The 14,656-nt window shown below is 69.2% G+C and carries 13 protein-coding genes; 11 read left to right on the top strand and 2 right to left on the bottom strand.

Annotated features, from left to right (window positions below):
• Positions 1-35: 35 nt before the first annotated feature.
• Positions 36-638 (top strand): MarC family protein, encoded by a 603-nt coding sequence (locus EV670_RS17325; RefSeq protein WP_130434502.1) that lies wholly within the window; start codon positions 36-38, stop codon positions 636-638.
• Here EV670_RS17325 and EV670_RS17330 read toward each other — a convergent pair.
• Positions 635-1,432 carry a ferritin-like domain-containing protein gene (locus tag EV670_RS17330; RefSeq protein ID WP_242617031.1) on the bottom strand — a complete coding sequence of 266 codons (798 nt, stop codon included), beginning with the start codon at positions 1,430-1,432 and terminating at the stop codon, positions 635-637. The two genes, EV670_RS17325 and EV670_RS17330, sit on opposite strands and share 4 nt — an antisense overlap.
• A gap of 39 nt (positions 1,433-1,471) precedes the next feature.
• Here EV670_RS17330 and EV670_RS17335 point away from each other — a divergent pair, with 39 nt between their 5' ends.
• The 8 genes from EV670_RS17335 to EV670_RS17370 all read left to right on the top strand — a co-directional run bounded on the left by EV670_RS17335 (position 1,472) and on the right by EV670_RS17370 (position 11,556).
• Complete coding sequence (locus EV670_RS17335) at positions 1,472-1,996, top strand: gamma carbonic anhydrase family protein (RefSeq protein ID WP_130434504.1); 525 nt, start codon at positions 1,472-1,474, stop codon at positions 1,994-1,996.
• Positions 1,997-2,037: 41 nt separating this feature from the next.
• Positions 2,038-3,012: an Hsp33 family molecular chaperone HslO gene (gene hslO, locus EV670_RS17340; protein ID WP_130434506.1), complete on the top strand. Its 975-nt coding sequence runs from the start codon at positions 2,038-2,040 to the stop codon at positions 3,010-3,012.
• Between the two features lie 189 nt (positions 3,013-3,201).
• The gene (locus tag EV670_RS17345; protein WP_130434508.1) at positions 3,202-6,060 is read left to right on the top strand and encodes a 2-oxoglutarate dehydrogenase E1 component; all 2,859 of its coding nucleotides are present in this window, start codon (positions 3,202-3,204) and stop codon (positions 6,058-6,060) included.
• 64 nt (positions 6,061-6,124) lie between these two features.
• Complete coding sequence (gene odhB / locus EV670_RS17350) at positions 6,125-7,396, top strand: 2-oxoglutarate dehydrogenase complex dihydrolipoyllysine-residue succinyltransferase (protein WP_130434510.1); 1,272 nt, start codon at positions 6,125-6,127, stop codon at positions 7,394-7,396.
• A gap of 14 nt (positions 7,397-7,410) precedes the next feature.
• Positions 7,411-7,728 (top strand): PspC domain-containing protein, encoded by a 318-nt coding sequence (locus EV670_RS17355; protein ID WP_130434512.1) that lies wholly within the window; start codon positions 7,411-7,413, stop codon positions 7,726-7,728.
• A 55-nt stretch (positions 7,729-7,783) separates the two neighbouring features.
• Positions 7,784-9,211 carry a dihydrolipoyl dehydrogenase gene (lpdA, locus tag EV670_RS17360; protein WP_130434514.1) on the top strand — a complete coding sequence of 476 codons (1,428 nt, stop codon included), beginning with the start codon at positions 7,784-7,786 and terminating at the stop codon, positions 9,209-9,211.
• A 669-nt stretch (positions 9,212-9,880) separates the two neighbouring features.
• Positions 9,881-10,978: a cell division protein ZapE gene (gene zapE / locus EV670_RS17365; RefSeq protein WP_130434516.1), complete on the top strand. Its 1,098-nt coding sequence runs from the start codon at positions 9,881-9,883 to the stop codon at positions 10,976-10,978.
• Complete coding sequence (locus EV670_RS17370; RefSeq protein ID WP_130434518.1) at positions 10,975-11,556, top strand: hypothetical protein; 582 nt, start codon at positions 10,975-10,977, stop codon at positions 11,554-11,556. Before zapE ends, EV670_RS17370 begins: the two co-directional genes overlap by 4 nt.
• Here EV670_RS17370 and EV670_RS17375 read toward each other — a convergent pair.
• The gene (locus EV670_RS17375) at positions 11,553-12,320 is read right to left on the bottom strand and encodes a PP2C family protein-serine/threonine phosphatase (protein ID WP_130434520.1); all 768 of its coding nucleotides are present in this window, start codon (positions 12,318-12,320) and stop codon (positions 11,553-11,555) included. The two genes, EV670_RS17370 and EV670_RS17375, sit on opposite strands and share 4 nt — an antisense overlap.
• A 95-nt stretch (positions 12,321-12,415) precedes the next feature.
• Between EV670_RS17375 and EV670_RS17380 the strand changes: the two genes are divergently transcribed.
• Together EV670_RS17380 and yoaA are read left to right on the top strand one after the other, a co-directional pair.
• Positions 12,416-12,619, top strand: coding sequence for a YdcH family protein (locus EV670_RS17380; RefSeq protein ID WP_130434522.1), 204 nt, complete (start codon positions 12,416-12,418; stop codon positions 12,617-12,619).
• Positions 12,616-14,643, top strand: a complete 2,028-nt coding sequence (gene yoaA, locus EV670_RS17385) for a DNA repair helicase YoaA (protein WP_130434524.1) — start codon at positions 12,616-12,618, stop codon at positions 14,641-14,643. Before EV670_RS17380 ends, yoaA begins: the two co-directional genes overlap by 4 nt.
• Positions 14,644-14,656 lie beyond the last annotated feature (13 nt).

Raw genomic sequence — 14,656 nt, forward strand, 5'->3', positions numbered from 1 at the left:
GCGCCGCGCGCCGATGCGGCTGAGACAATCGGTGCATGGACCACAGTTTCATCTCCGCGCTGGTGCTGCTGCTGCTGGTGCTCGACCCCTTCGGCAGCCTGCCGATCTTCATCTCGGTGCTGCGCAAGGTGCCGGCCGAACGACGCACGATGGTGGCGGTGCGCGAGGTGCTGATCGCCTTCGGCGTGCTGGTCGCGTTCATGTTCGGCGGCCAGGGCTTCCTCAACCTGATGCACCTGTCGGAGCGCTCGCTCGAGGTGGCCGGCGGTGTGATCCTGCTGATCATCGCGATGAAGTTGATCTTCTCCAGCGGCAGCGAGATCTACGCCAACGACGATCGCGGCGGCGAGCCCTTCATCTTTCCGCTCGCGGTGCCGCTGCTGGCCGGCCCCTCGGCGATGGCCACGGTGCTGCTGCTGGCCTCGCGCCAGCCCGAGCGGGTGCTCGACTGGATCGGCGCGCTGACGGTGGCGATGCTGATCAGCGGCATCGTGCTGTTGTTGGCCGACCGCATCCGGCGCTGGCTCGGCAGTTCAGTTGTAGCGGCGATCGAGAAGCTGATGGGCCTGGTGCTGACCGCGGTGGCGGTCGAGATGATCCTGGCCGGCCTCAAGCGCTACTTCATGGCGCCGCTCTAGGAGTTGAGCCAGTCCAGTTCGGCCTGGCTGAAGCCGGCCGCACGGCGGGCCTCCATGTTGAGCGGTGGCCGCAGCCGAGGTGCGGCGTAGCGCTCGACCAGTTGCGGATAGAGCGCAAGCGGATCGAGGCCCTGGAGTTCGCAAAGGTGGCGGTACCAGCGGTTGCCGATCGCCACGTGGCCGATCTCGTCGCGCAGGATGATGTCGAGGATCTCGACCGCGCGCAGGTCGCCGGCGCGCCGCAGCTTGGCCTGGATCGGCGGCGTCGCGTCGAGCCCGCGTGCCTCGAGCGTGCGCGGCACCAGCGCCATGCGGGCCAGCACGTCGGCTGCGGTGCGCTCGCACATCTGCCAGAGGCCGTCGTGGGCCCCGAAATCGCCGTAGTCGCGTTGCAGCGAGCCTTGCAGGTGCTCGCGAAGCAGCGTGAAGTGCAGCGCCTCCTCGGCCGCGACCTGGAGCCAGTCGCGGTAGTAGTCGTCCGGCATGCCGGCGAAGCGCCAGACCGCGTCGAGCGCGAGGTTGATCGCGTTGAACTCGATATGGGCGATCGCGTGCAGCAGCGCCGCGCGGCCCTCGGCGGTGAAGGGTGAGCGGCGCGGCACCCTGTCGGCCGGCACCAGGCGCGGCAGGGCCGGACGGCCGGGCAGGGCACCGGGGTCGGACAGCTCGGTCGCCGCGTCCAGCACCAGGCCATCGCGCGCGGCCCAGAGCGCGCGCGTGCCGGCCGCCTTGGTGGCCGGATCGGGCTCGCGCAGCAGTTGCAGCGCGGCGGCGCGCAGTTCGGGCATGGACATTCCTAGAATTCTCGCTCCCTGACCCCATCTGGACGCTCCATGGCCCTCTACCAGCTCGACGACCGCCGCCCCGAAGTTCACGCCAGCGCCTACGTCGCCGAGAGCGCCGAGCTGATCGGCGCGATCCACATCGCCGAGGGCGCCAGCGTGTGGGGCCAGGTCACGATGCGCGGCGACAACGAGCCGATCCGCATCGGCAAGGGCTCGAACGTGCAAGAGGGGTCCGTGCTGCACACCGACTTGGGCTTCCCGCTCACGGTCGGCGAGGGCGTCACCGTCGGCCACCAGGCGATGCTGCATGGCTGCACGGTCGGCGACGGCGCGCTGATCGGCATCCAGGCGGTGGTGCTCAACGGGGCACGCATCGGACGCGACTGCCTGGTCGGCGCTGGCGCGCTGGTGACCGAGGGCAAGGTCTTCGAGGATGGCCAGCTGATCCTTGGCAGCCCGGCCAAGGCGGTGCGGCCGCTCAACGAGGCCGAGCTGGCGCGACTGAAACTCGGCGCGCTGAGCTACGTCGAGCGCGGCAGCAGATTCAACAAGGGCCTGAAGCGGGTCGGCTGAGCGCCGGACGACCTTGATTCTTCGGCCGTGACGAGCATGACATGAGCGAACTCCACAAATTCATCTTCGAAGGCCTGCCGGTGCGCGGCATGCTGGTGCGCCTGACCGAGTCGTGGACCGACCTGCTGGGCCGGCGTGCCGCGGCCGGCGGCTATCCGCCACCGGTGCGCGCGCTGCTTGGCGAGATGGCGGCGGCCGGCGTGCTGATGCAGTCGAACATCAAGTTCAACGGTGCGCTGGTGCTGCAGATTCACGGCGACGGCCCGGTCGGACTGGCGGTGGTCGAGGTGCAGCCGGATCTCGCGTTTCGCGCCACGGCCACCGTGCGCTCGGCGGCGGAGGTGGCCGACGAGGCGCGCCTGGCGGCGATGGTCAACGTGCACGGCAAGGGCCGCTGCGCGATCACGCTCGATCCCAAGGAGCGTCTGCCCGGCGTCCAGCCCTACCAGGGCGTGGTGGCGCTGCACGGCGACCGGGGCGAGCCGCTGCAGGAGATCGGCGCGGTGCTCGAGCACTACATGCTGCAGTCGGAGCAACTCGACACGCGGCTGATCCTGGCCGCCGACGACAAGGTCGCGGCCGGCCTGCTGATCCAGCGCCTGCCGGTCGAGGGCGAGGGCAACCTCGAGCGCGCCGCGCGCGAGGACCGCATAGGCCTCGACGAGGCCTACAACCGGATCGCGATCCTGGCCGCTTCGCTCAAGCGCGAGGAGTTGCTGACGCTCGACGTCGACACCATCCTGCGCCGCCTGTTCTGGGAGGAGCGGCTGCAGCGCTTCGAGCCGCAGCGCGGCGCCGACGGCCCGCGCTTTGCCTGCCGCTGCTCGCGCGAGCGGGTGAGCGCGATGCTGCGCGGCCTGGGCCGGGACGAGGTCGAGTCGCTGATCGAGGAACGGATCACGGCCGACGTCGGTTGCGAGTTCTGCGGCGCGCACTACCGCTTCGACGCGGTCGACGTGGGCGAGCTGTTCACGCCGAGCAGCAACCAGCCGCCGTCGACGGGTACGGTGCAGTAGAGCAAGGCCGGGTGCCGGGTGATACAGTCTTGCCCGACTTCATTTGTCCTTCCCGACCCTTCCTGAATTAACGCGACATCAGCGCGAAACAGCAAGGCGGGTCGCTTGTCCGCCAGCCGGTGTAGCCGAAAAGCGGAAGGTTCAGCAACCAGCCATGAGCCCCGGAAACCTGGGCGAAAGGTCAGCGAAATGATGCAGCAGTACCGCTCGAACTCCTATCTGTTCGGGGGCAACGCTCCGTACGTCGAAGAGATGTACGAGGCCTACCTCGACAACCCGGGCTCGGTGCCCGACAACTGGCGCTCGTACTTCGACGCGCTCCAGCATGTCCCGGCCACCGATGGCTCGACCAGCCGCGACGTGGCGCATGCCCCGGTGGTCGAATCCTTCGCCCAGCGCGCCAAGGCCAATGCCTTCGCCCTCAAGGCCAGCGCCAGCGAACTGGCGGTCGCACGCAAGCAGGTCCATGTCCAGTCGCTGATCGCCGCCTATCGCTCGCTCGGCGCGCGCTGGGCCGACCTCGATCCGCTCAAGCGCACCGAGCGGCCCAAGATCCCCGAGCTCGAGCCGGCCTTCTACGACCTGTCGGAAGCCGACCTCGACATCACCTTCAGCGCCACCAATACCTACTTCACGACCGCCGAGCAGCAGACGCTGCGCGAGATTGTGCAGGCGCTTCGCGAGACCTACTGCGGCAGCATCGGCGCCGAGTTCATGCACATCACCGAGCCGGCCGAGAAGCGCTGGTGGCAGGAACGGCTCGAGAGCATCCGCAGCAAGCCGAATTTCTCGGCCGAGGACAAGATCCACGTGCTGGATCGGCTGACCGCGGCCGAGGGCCTGGAGCGCTACCTGCACACCAAGTACGTCGGCCAGAAGCGCTTCTCGCTCGAGGGTGGCGAGAGCTTCATCGCGTCGCTCGACGAGTTGATCCAACGCGGCGGCGAGCGCGGCGTGCAGGAGTTCGTGATCGGCATGGCGCACCGCGGGCGACTCAACGTGCTGGTCAACACCCTGGGCAAGGCGCCGGGAGACCTGTTCAGCGAGTTCGACCACACCGCCAAGGAAGATCTGCCCTCGGGCGACGTCAAGTACCACCAGGGCTTCTCGAGCGATGTCACGACCCCTGGCGGCCCGGTCCACCTGAGCCTGGCCTTCAACCCCTCGCACCTGGAGATCGTCAACCCGGTGGTCGAGGGCAGCGTCAAGGCCCGCATGGACCGCCGCGGCGACAAGACCGGCTCGCAGGTGCTCGCGGTGCTGGTGCACGGCGACGCCGCCTTCGCCGGCCAGGGCGTGGTGATGGAGACGCTGGCGCTGGCGCAGACGCGCGGCTACTACACCGGCGGCACGGTGCACCTGGTGATCAACAACCAGATCGGCTTTACCACCAGCGACCCGCGCGACTCGCGCTCGACGCTGTACTGCACCGACGTCGTCAAGATGATCGAGGCACCGGTGCTGCACGTGAACGGTGACGATCCCGAGGCGGTGGTGCTGTGCACCCAGCTCGCGATGGACTACCGCCAGCAGTTCAAGAAGGACGTGGTGGTCGACATCGTCTGCTTCCGCAAGCTCGGCCACAACGAGCAGGACACGCCGAGCCTGACCCAGCCGCTGATGTACAAGAAGATCGCGGCCCATCCCGGCACGCGCAAGCTCTACGCCGACAAGCTGGTGGCGCAGGGCGTGCTGCCGGCCGACGGCCCGGACGCGATGATGAAGGCCTTCCGCGCCGCGATGGACGCCGGCAAGCACACCACCGACCCGGTGCTCACCAACTACAAGAGCAAGTACGCGGTCGACTGGAGCCCCTTCCTCGGCAAGAAGTGGACCGATGCCGCCGACACCGCGCTGCCGGTGGCCGAGTTCAAGCGCCTGGCCGAGCGCATCACGACGATTCCGCCCAACTTCAAGGTCCATCCGCTGGTCGAGAAGGTCATCGCCGACCGCGCCGCGATGGGCCGTGGCGAGATCAACGTCGACTGGGGCATGGGCGAGCACATGGCCTATGCCTCGCTGGTGGCCTCGGGCTATCCGGTGCGCCTCTCGGGCGAGGACTGCGGGCGGGGAACCTTCACCCATCGTCACGCGGTGCTGCACGACCAGAACCGCGAGCGCTGGGACGAGGGCAGCTACATCCCGCTGCAGAACGTGGCCGACGGCCAGGCACCCTTCGTCGTCATCGACTCGCTGCTGTCGGAGGAGGCGGTGCTCGGCTTCGAGTACGGCTACGCGTCGGCCGACCCCAACACGCTGACCATCTGGGAAGCGCAGTTCGGCGACTTCGTCAACGGCGCGCAGGTCGTGATCGACCAGTTCCTCGCCTCCGGCGAAGTGAAGTGGGGCCGTGCCAACGGCCTGACGCTGATGCTGCCGCATGGCTACGAGGGCCAGGGGCCGGAGCACAGCTCGGCGCGCCTGGAGCGCTTCATGCAGCTGGCGGCCGACAACAACATGCAGGTCTGCCAGCCGACCACGGCCAGCCAGATCTTCCACCTGCTGCGGCGCCAGCAGGTGCGCATGTTCCGCAAGCCGCTGGTCATCATGACCCCGAAGTCGCTGCTGCGGAACAAGGACGCGACCTCGTCGCTGGCCGAGTTCACGCGCGGCGAGTTCCGCACCGTGATCGGCGAGCTCAATGCCGAGGTCGAGGGCGCCAAGGTCAAGCGCGTGATCGCCTGCTCGGGCAAGGTCTACTACGACCTGGTCAAGCGGCGCGAGGAGAAGAAGGCCTTCGACGTGGCGGTGATGCGCGTCGAGCAGCTCTATCCCTTCCCGCACAAGGCCTTCGCGGCCGAGATGAAGAAGTACCCGAATGCGACCGAGGTCGTCTGGTGCCAGGACGAACCGCAGAACCAGGGCGCGTGGTTCTTCGTGCAGCACTACATCCACGAGAACCTGATCGAGGGCCAGAGGCTCGGCTACGCCGGCCGCGCGGCCTCGGCCTCGCCGGCGGTGGGTTACGCCCACCTGCACCAGGAGCAGCAGAAGACGCTGCTCGACCAGGCCTACGGCAAGCTCAAGGGCTTCGTGCTGACCAAGTGATCCCTGCGCTGGCGCGCCGCCCGTGGGGCCGGCGCGCCGCCCGAACCGACAAGAAAGCATTCAAATGGCAATCGTAGAAGTCAAGGTTCCCCAGCTGAGCGAGTCGGTGGCCGAGGCCACCATGCTGACGTGGAAGAAGAAGGCCGGCGAGGCCGTCGCGATCGACGAGATCCTGATCGAGATCGAGACCGACAAGGTCGTGCTGGAAGTGCCGGCGCCGAGCGCCGGCGTGTTGGCCGAGATCGTGGTCGGCGACGGCGGCACCGTGGTCTCGGACCAGGTGATCGCCAAGATCGACAGCGAAGGCAAGGGCGTTGCCGCTGCGCCTGCGGCGGCTGCCGCAGCCGCGGCCCCGGCAGTGGCCGCCGCCGCAGCGCCCGCCGCCGGTGGCAGCAAGGGCGATGTCGTGATGCCCGCCGCCGCCAAGCTGATGGCCGACAACGCGTTGGCCGCCGGCTCCGTGGCCGGCACCGGCCGCGACGGCCGTGTGACCAAGGGCGACGTGCTGGGTGCGCTCGAAGGCGGCGCCAAGGCCGCGCCGGCCCCTGTTGCCGCGCCGGTGGCAGTGCCGCAGTCGGCGGCCGTGGCCAGGCCACTGCCGGCGGTGGCGGCGCCGATCGGCCAGAACCTGGGCGAGCGCCCCGAGCAGCGCGTGCCGATGAGCCGCCTGCGCGCACGCGTCGCCGAACGCCTGCTGCAATCGCAGGCCACCAACGCCATCCTGACCACCTTCAACGAGGTGAACATGGCGCCGGTGATGGAGATGCGCAAGAAGTTCCAGGAGAAGTTCGAGAAGGAGCATGGCGTCAAGCTCGGCTTCATGAGCTTCTTCGTCAAGGCGGCGGTCGCGGCGCTGAAGAAGTACCCGGTGCTCAACGCCAGCGTCGACGGCAACGACATCGTCTACCACGGCTACTTCGACATCGGCATCGCCGTCGGCTCGCCGCGCGGCCTGGTGGTGCCGATCATCCGCAACGCCGACCAGATGAGCTTTGCCGACATCGAGAAGAAGATCGCCGAGTTCGGCCAGAAGGCCAAGGACGGCAAGCTGTCGATGGACGACCTCTCGGGCGGCACCTTCTCGATCAGCAACGGCGGCGTATTCGGCTCGATGCTCAGCACCCCGATCATCAATCCGCCGCAGAGCGCGATCCTCGGCGTGCACGCGACCAAGGACCGCGCGATGGTCGAGAACGGCCAGGTTGTGGTGCGCCCGATCAACTACCTCGCGATGAGCTACGACCACCGCATCATCGACGGCCGCGAGGCGGTGCTCGGCCTGGTGACGATGAAGGAAGCGCTGGAAGATCCGGCGCGCCTGCTGTTCGACATCTGAGGCAAGGAGCTCGCATGCCAATCGCGGACGAACTGGAACGCCTGGAACAGCTGCGCTCGCGCGGCACGCTCAGCGACGAGGAGTTCGCGCGCGCCAAGGCCAGGCTGCTCGAACCCGAGCCGCTGGCCGAGGCGGCCGATGCCGTCAAGCGCTTTCGCCGCTCGCGCAGCGACCGCTGGATCGGCGGCGTCTGCGGCGGCCTCGGGGCCATCACCGGCATCGAAGCCTGGATCTGGCGCCTGCTGGCCTCGGTGCTGCTGGTCTTTGGCGGCACCGGTGCGCTGATCTACGTCCTGCTGTGGATCTTCGTTCCCGAGGAAGAGCTCGCCTGATCCATCTCGACGGGGCCGTTGGCCGCCGTCGCCCCAACAGCTTCGGAGTGATCCCATGAGTCAGAGTTTCGACGTCGTCGTCATCGGCGGCGGCCCTGGCGGCTACATCGCCGCGATCCGTGCCGCGCAGCTCGGCTTCAACACCGCCTGCATCGACGAGTGGAAGAACGACAAGGGCGGCCCGGCGCCCGGCGGGACCTGCACCAACGTCGGCTGCATCCCGAGCAAGGCGCTGCTGCAGTCGAGCGAGCACTTCGAGCATGCCGGCCACCACTTTGCCGACCACGGCATCGGGCTCAAGGACCTGAGCATCGACGTCGCCAAGATGCTGGGCCGCAAGAACACTGTCGTGAAGCAGAACAACGACGGCATCCTCTACCTGTTCAAGAAGAACAAGGTGGCCTTCTTCCATGGCCGTGGCTCCTTCGTGAAGGCAGTGGATGGCGGCTACGAGATCGCGGTCGCCGGCGACAAGCCCGAGACGCTGATCGCGAAGAACGTGATCGTCGCCACCGGCTCCAACCCGCGCGCGTTGCCGGGTGCGGCCTTCGACGAGGAGAACATCCTCAGCAACGACGGCGCGCTGCGCATCCCGGCGGTGCCCAAGAGGCTCGGCGTGATCGGCTCCGGCGTGATCGGCCTCGAGATGGGCTCGGTCTGGCGTCGCCTCGGTGCCGAGGTCACGGTGCTCGAGGCGCTGCCCACGTTTCTCGGCGCGGTCGACCAGCAGATCGCCAAGGAGGCGCACAAGGCCTTCACCAAGCAGGGCCTGAAGATCGAGCTCGGCGTCAAGATCTCCGAGGTGAAGAGCGACAAAAAGGGCGTCACAGTCGCCTACGCCGATGCCAAGGGCGCGGTGCAGACGCTGGCGGTCGACAAGCTGATCGTCTCGATCGGGCGCGTCGCCAACACCATCGGCCTGAACGTTGAGGCCGTGGGCCTCAAGCTCGACGAGCGCGGCATGGTGGTGGTCGACGACGAATGCCGCACCAACCTGCCCGGCGTCTGGGCGGTGGGCGACGTGGTGCGTGGCCCGATGCTCGCGCACAAGGCCGAGGAAGAGGGCGTCGCGGTGGCCGAGCGCATCGCCGGCCAGCATGGCCACGTCAACTTCAACACCATCCCGTGGGTGATCTACACCAGCCCCGAGATCGCCTGGGTCGGCCAGACCGAGCAGCAGCTCAAGGAAGCCGGACGCGAATACCGCGCCGGCACCTTCCCGTTCATGGCCAACGGCCGCGCGCGCGCGCTCGGCGACACCACCGGCATGGTCAAGATGCTGGCCGATGCCAAGACCGACGAAATCCTCGGCGTCCACATCGTCGGCCCCTTCGCCAGCGAGCTGATCGCCGAGGCGGTGGTGGCGATGGAGTTCAAGGCCAGCAGCGAGGACATCGCGCGCATCTGCCACGCGCACCCCTCGCTGAGCGAGGCGACCAAGGAAGCCGCGCTGGCGGTCGACAAGCGGACGCTGAACTTCTGAACGAGGCGGCCTGCGTGTCTGCTTGCGGCGCGGCGCGGTCGTTCGGCCCTGCACTCCACCGCTCTGGCGAGCAACGCCCTGGACGGGCAGCCGGCTGCGCTTCACTGCGGCGGTCGGCCAAAGGCGCCGACTCCCCTGCGATGCTCGGGCGCATGGCCGCGTCGCGGAACTCACTTCGCTCACTGCGCTCGCTGCGTTCAGACAGCCGCGACGAGTCAGTTCACGATCCGCGCTGCGCGCGGGGCCACGCGCCCTGTGCTTCTCGGCGCCACAGAGGCGCTGCGCCGACTGCCCGCCCAGGGCGTTGCCAACGACGCTGGAGCGGCTCGACCGGGGGACACGCGTGCCGCCACTGTCTGTTGCCAAGCCGCGGCTGGGCGGCGGATGCAGCGCCTCTGCGGCGGCGAGGAACGCAGGGGCCGTGGCCAAGCGCGAAGCGCGGTACGTGCTCTGACTCGTCGCCGCTGTTTGAGCGTAGAGAGCGCAGTGAACGAAGCGAGTTCGGCGACGCGGCCACGGTCCCGAGTACCGCAGCGCAGTCCGACCGCAGGAAGGACCGCCGCAGTGAAGTGGAGACCGCCGCCCGGTCGCGGCGTGGTTCGCTCGAGTGTCACGCGCGACCAAGACGAACGACCGCAATGCGCCGCAAGCCGATGCTCCGCTGTTGATATGGGAGTTCGCCAGCTCTACGAGCAGGCCCTCGCCGAGCGGGGCTATCGCAGCGACGCCGCCCAGCTGGCGGCGGTCGACGCGCTCGAGCGCTGCGAGAACGGCTGGATCGACTACAAGGCGCGCCGCAGCAACGCCATCACGCGCGCACTGCGCTTTCCGCCGCTGCCGCGCGGCGTGTACCTGTGGGGCGGGGTCGGACGCGGCAAGAGCTTCCTGATGGACTGCTTCTTCCGCTCGGTGCCGTTGCAGCGCAAGTCGCGCCTGCACTTTCACGAGTTCATGCGCGAGGTGCACCGCGAACTGCACGAGCTCAAGGGCACGCCCGATCCTCTCGATGAACTGGCGCGGCGCATGTCGCGCAAGCACCGCTTGATCTGCTTCGACGAATTCCACGTCGCCGACGTCACCGACGCGATGATCCTGCACCGGCTGCTGGACGCGATGTTCGCGCACCGCGTCAGCATCGTCACGACCTCGAACTTCCATCCCGACGGGCTTTATCCGAACGGCCTGCATCGCGACCGCATCCTGCCGGCGATCGAGTTGCTGAAGGAGCGGCTGGAGGTGATCAATGTCGACGCCGGCAACGACTACCGCCGTCGCGCGCTGGAGCAGGCCCGGCTCTACCTGACGCCGGCCGATGCCGCGGCCGAGGCCGAACTCGCGGCGATCTTCGAGCGCCTGGCCGAGGCGGGCGACGAGCCGCCGCTGCTGGCCATCGAGCAGCGCCAGATTCGCGCCCGCCGGCGCGCCGGTGGCGTGGTCTGGTTCGACTTCGCCCAGCTCTGCGGCGGCCCGCGCTCGCAGAACGACTATCTCGAGATCGCGAGCCGATTCCACACCGTGCTGCTGTCCAACGTGCCGGCGATGCCACCGCGGCTGGCCTCTGAGGCGCGACGGTTCACCTGGCTGGTCGACGTGCTCTATGACCGCCAGGTCAAGCTGGTCATCTCGGCCGCGGTGCCTCCCGAGGCGCTCTACACCGAGGGCCCGCTCGCGCACGAGTTTCCGCGCACCGTCTCGCGCCTGGTCGAGATGCAATCCGCCGAGTACCTGGCGCGCGAGCGGCGCGAGGTCGACACACGACTCACATGAGAAGAGCACTGCTCTTGCTGCTGGGCCTGCTGCCCGCCCTGATGTCGAGCGTTCGCGCCGAGGATGGTGCCGACACGGTCGAGCGCCAGCGCCTGCAGGTCACGCGCGGCGAGGTCGAGGCCCGCTACCAGGGGCGGGTGCGCGAATGCGAGCAGCGCTTCTTCGTCACCGATTGCCTCGAGCGCGCACGCAAGGAAAGGCGCGAGGCGCTGGCGCCGATCGACGCGCGCATCGCCACGCTCGACGAGGCGGAGCGCTCGCGGCGGGCGCAGGAACGACTCGAGCGGATCGGGACCGGCAAGGCCGAGCGGGCCGTGCGCGCGGGCGAGGCGGCGTCGATGCCTGCAAGCCCGCGCCAGCCCAAGCCGGCGCCGACGGCGAGCGGCAAGTTGCCGCGTCAGCCGGCGCCGCCGCCGACCGCGGCCAGCGCGGCCGAGCGCGCCGCGCAGGAGCAGAAGGCGCGCGAGCGCCATCAGCGCAAGCAGGAGGAGGCGGCGGCGCATCGCGCCGAGGTCGAGCGGCGCAATGCCGGCGACAAGCCGCCGGCCGCGCCGCTGCCGCCGGCGTCGAAACCCTAGCTCAGCGCCTCGACACGCACCAGCGCCAGCGAGAGGTTGTCGCCACCGCCCCGGGCGCGGTGGCGCGCCTTGCTGATGAGCATCTCGCCGGCTTCGCGCGGCGACAGCGTGTGGACGATCGCTCCGAGCTCGCGCGGCGTGAAGTAGTGCCACAGGCCGTCGGAGCAGGCCAGCAGCGAATCGCCCACCTCGAGCCGCTCGATCCTCGTCACCGCCACCGGCGGGTCCTGGTTGGTGCCGAGGCAGCCGGTCAGCAGGTTGGCCTGCGGGTGGGAGTTGGCCTCTTCCTCGCTGATCTGGCCCTCGTCGACCAGGCGCTGCACGAAGGAGTGGTCCTTGGTGTGGAACATCATCTCCGGGCCGCGGAAGTGGTAGACCCGCGAGTCGCCGGCGTGGATCACGTGGCATTCGAGGCTGGCATCGATCAGGAACGCGGCCACCGTGCTGTGCGGTTCTTCCTCGGCGGTGATCGCGGTCAGCTTGATCATCAGGTGCGACTCGAGCACCAATTGCTTGAGCGCCTCGGCGCTGTCCTCGCGGCCCGGCGTGAATCGCTCGAAGAGCTGCTTGGCGGTCAGCTGCACCTGGTCGGCTGCCTTGCGGCCGCCGCTCTTGCCACCCATGCCGTCGGCGACCACCGCGAGCAGGCAACCGGGCACGCGCGGATGAGGCAGCAACTCGACCTGATCCTGCTGGTACTGGCGGTCGCCACGATGAAGCGCGGTAGCGGCGGCGAGCCGGTAGCCGGGAGGAGATGTGGTCATGTCGAAAACTATAATCGCTGCCTTCACTCCCACGGCCACGCGCCGTCGGCCCGCCGGGCCCGGGAGATGTGAGTGTGGTGTCGCTGCACCAGCCGATGGATCAAAACCTGCGCTCACCGCATCGCCTGCTGATCGAGCTTCGCATCGAGCACGCCGACCTCGACAGCCTGATCGACCAGGCCACGGCGCAACCGGGCGTCGACGAACTGATGCTGCGCCGGTTGAAGAAGCGCCGCCTCGCGCTGCGTGACCAGATCGCGGCGCTCGAACTGCAACTGCAGCCACCGGAGCCGGCGTGAGCGAAGTCACGCAAACGCCGTCGGTCGCGCTTCCCGCCAGCCCAGAACCCAGCGAACTCGCACTTGCCGTGGCCGCGGCCTTTGCCGAGGACGGCGCGCTGGCGCGTGCCAATCCGGGCTATCTGGAGCGCGTGCAGCAGCAGCAGATGGCGCAGGCGGTGGCCGAGATCATCGATGCGCGCGGCGTGCTGGTGGCCGAGGCCGGGACCGGCGTCGGCAAGACCTTTGCCTACCTCGTGCCGGCGCTGCTCTCGGGCCAGCGGGTGCTGATCAGCACCGCGACCAAGAGCCTGCAGGATCAGCTCTTCCTGCGCGACCTGCCGCGCCTGGTGCAGGCGCTCGGCGTGCCGGTGTCGATGGCGCTGCTCAAGGGACGCGCCAGCTACCTCTGCACCCATCGCCTGCAGCAGGCACGCGACTCGGCGCAGCTGCCGGATCGCTTCGCGGTGCGCGCGCTGGCGCGCATCGAGCAATGGGCGCAGCAGACCGCCAGCGGCGACCTGGCCGAACTCGAGGGCCTCGACGAGCGCTCGCCGGTGATCCCGCTGGTGACCTCCTCGCGCGAGAACTGCCTCGGCAGCGAGTGTCCGCAGTACCGTGGCTGCCACGTGATGAAGGCGCGGCGCGAGGCAATGGCGGCCGACGTGGTGGTGGTCAATCACCACCTGTTCTTCGCCGACCTGAGCCTGCGCGACACCGGACTGGCCGAGTTGCTGCCCTCGGTCGAGATCGCGATCTTCGACGAGGCGCACCAGCTGCCCGAGGCCGGCGTTGCCTTCCTCGGCCAGACGCTGGCGACGACGCAGTTGATCGACCTCGCGCGCGACCTGCTCGCCGCCGGCCTGCAACATGCGCGCGGCCTGCGGCCCTGGCAGGAGATTGCCGCCGAGCTCGATCGCGCCGCGCGCGAGCTGCGCCTGGCCTGTGCCGGGCCGATGCGCGAAGTGCGCGGCAGCGTGCGCCTGCGCTGGGAGGAGCGCGCCGTGCGCGAGGGCTTTGCCGCCGTGCTCGATGCGCTGTCGCAGCGCCTGGCGACCGCGGCCGAGGCGCTCGACGCGGTGAGCGAGATGCAGCCCGATTTCGATCGCCTCGCGCAGCGATCCACAGAACTGATGCGACGCGTCGACCTGTTCGCCGCGCGGGTGACGCCGGGGCGCGTGCGCTGGATCGACCTCGGCTCGTTGAGTGCGCGCCTGATCGAGTCGCCGCTCGACGTGCGCGAGGCGATGCAGGCCCAGATCGCGCTGGCACCCAAGGCCTGGATCTTCACCTCGGCCACGCTCGGCGCCGACGAGCGCCTGAGCTGGTTCACGGCGCAGGCGGGGCTGGAAGCGGCGCGCACGCTGCGCGTGGCCAGTCCCTTCGACTACGCGGCCAACGCGCGGCTGCATGTGCCGGCCAGTTTTGCGCGGCCCAACGAGCCGGCGCATCCGCTCGCGGTGGCGGCGCTGGCGGCCGATTGCGCACGCGCCGCCGGTGGTCGCACCTTCGTGCTGACCACCACGCTGCGCGCGCTGCAGCAGGTGGCCGATGCGCTGGTGCAGTCCTTCGCGGCCGATGTGCCGCCTATCGAGGTGCTGGTGCAGGGCACCGCGCCCAAGCGTTCCCTGCTGCAGCGCTTCCTGGCCGCGCCGCGCGCGGTGCTGGTCGGCTCGCAGAGTTTCTGGGAAGGCATCGATGTGCCTGGCGACGCGCTGCAGTGCGTGCTGATCGACAAGCTGCCCTTTCCGCCGCCGAACGATCCGCTGGTCGAGGCGCGCGTCAAGCGCATCGAGGCCGAGGGCGGCAACGCCTTCGCCAGCTATTTCGTGGCCGAGGCCGCGGTCTCGCTGAAGCAGGGCGCCGGACGCCTGATCCGCAGCGAGACCGACCGTGGACTGCTCGTCATCTGCGACCCGCGGCTGCGCGCCAGCAGCTACGGCAAGACGCTGCTGGCGGCGCTGCCGCCGATGAAGCGGCTTGGCGAGCCGCAGGAGGCGATCGCGTGGCTGCGCGAGATTGCCGCCGCGCGGGACCACCAATGAAAACGGGGCCCGC

Origin of the sequence: Rivibacter subsaxonicus, from assembly GCF_004217215.1 — a bacterium.
Lineage (GTDB): Bacteria > Pseudomonadota > Gammaproteobacteria > Burkholderiales > Burkholderiaceae_C > Rivibacter > Rivibacter subsaxonicus.

Excerpts from the sequence above, each read along its gene's own strand:
- EV670_RS17355 (WP_130434512.1), top strand. The coding sequence starts at position 7,411 with ATGCCAATCGCGGACGAACTGGAACGCCTGGAACAGCTGCGCTCGCGC.
- hslO (WP_130434506.1), top strand. The coding sequence starts at position 2,038 with ATGAGCGAACTCCACAAATTCATCTTCGAAGGCCTGCCGGTGCGCGGC.
- zapE (WP_130434516.1), top strand. The coding sequence starts at position 9,881 with ATGGGAGTTCGCCAGCTCTACGAGCAGGCCCTCGCCGAGCGGGGCTAT.
- EV670_RS17345 (WP_130434508.1), top strand. The coding sequence starts at position 3,202 with ATGATGCAGCAGTACCGCTCGAACTCCTATCTGTTCGGGGGCAACGCT.
- EV670_RS17335 (WP_130434504.1), top strand. The coding sequence starts at position 1,472 with ATGGCCCTCTACCAGCTCGACGACCGCCGCCCCGAAGTTCACGCCAGC.
- EV670_RS17370 (WP_130434518.1), top strand. The coding sequence starts at position 10,975 with ATGAGAAGAGCACTGCTCTTGCTGCTGGGCCTGCTGCCCGCCCTGATG.
- EV670_RS17325 (WP_130434502.1), top strand. The coding sequence starts at position 36 with ATGGACCACAGTTTCATCTCCGCGCTGGTGCTGCTGCTGCTGGTGCTC.
- odhB (WP_130434510.1), top strand. The coding sequence starts at position 6,125 with ATGGCAATCGTAGAAGTCAAGGTTCCCCAGCTGAGCGAGTCGGTGGCC.
- lpdA (WP_130434514.1), top strand. The coding sequence starts at position 7,784 with ATGAGTCAGAGTTTCGACGTCGTCGTCATCGGCGGCGGCCCTGGCGGC.
- EV670_RS17330 (WP_242617031.1), bottom strand. The coding sequence starts at position 1,432 with ATGTCCATGCCCGAACTGCGCGCCGCCGCGCTGCAACTGCTGCGCGAG.
- EV670_RS17380 (WP_130434522.1), top strand. The coding sequence starts at position 12,416 with ATGGATCAAAACCTGCGCTCACCGCATCGCCTGCTGATCGAGCTTCGC.
- EV670_RS17375 (WP_130434520.1), bottom strand. The coding sequence starts at position 12,320 with ATGACCACATCTCCTCCCGGCTACCGGCTCGCCGCCGCTACCGCGCTT.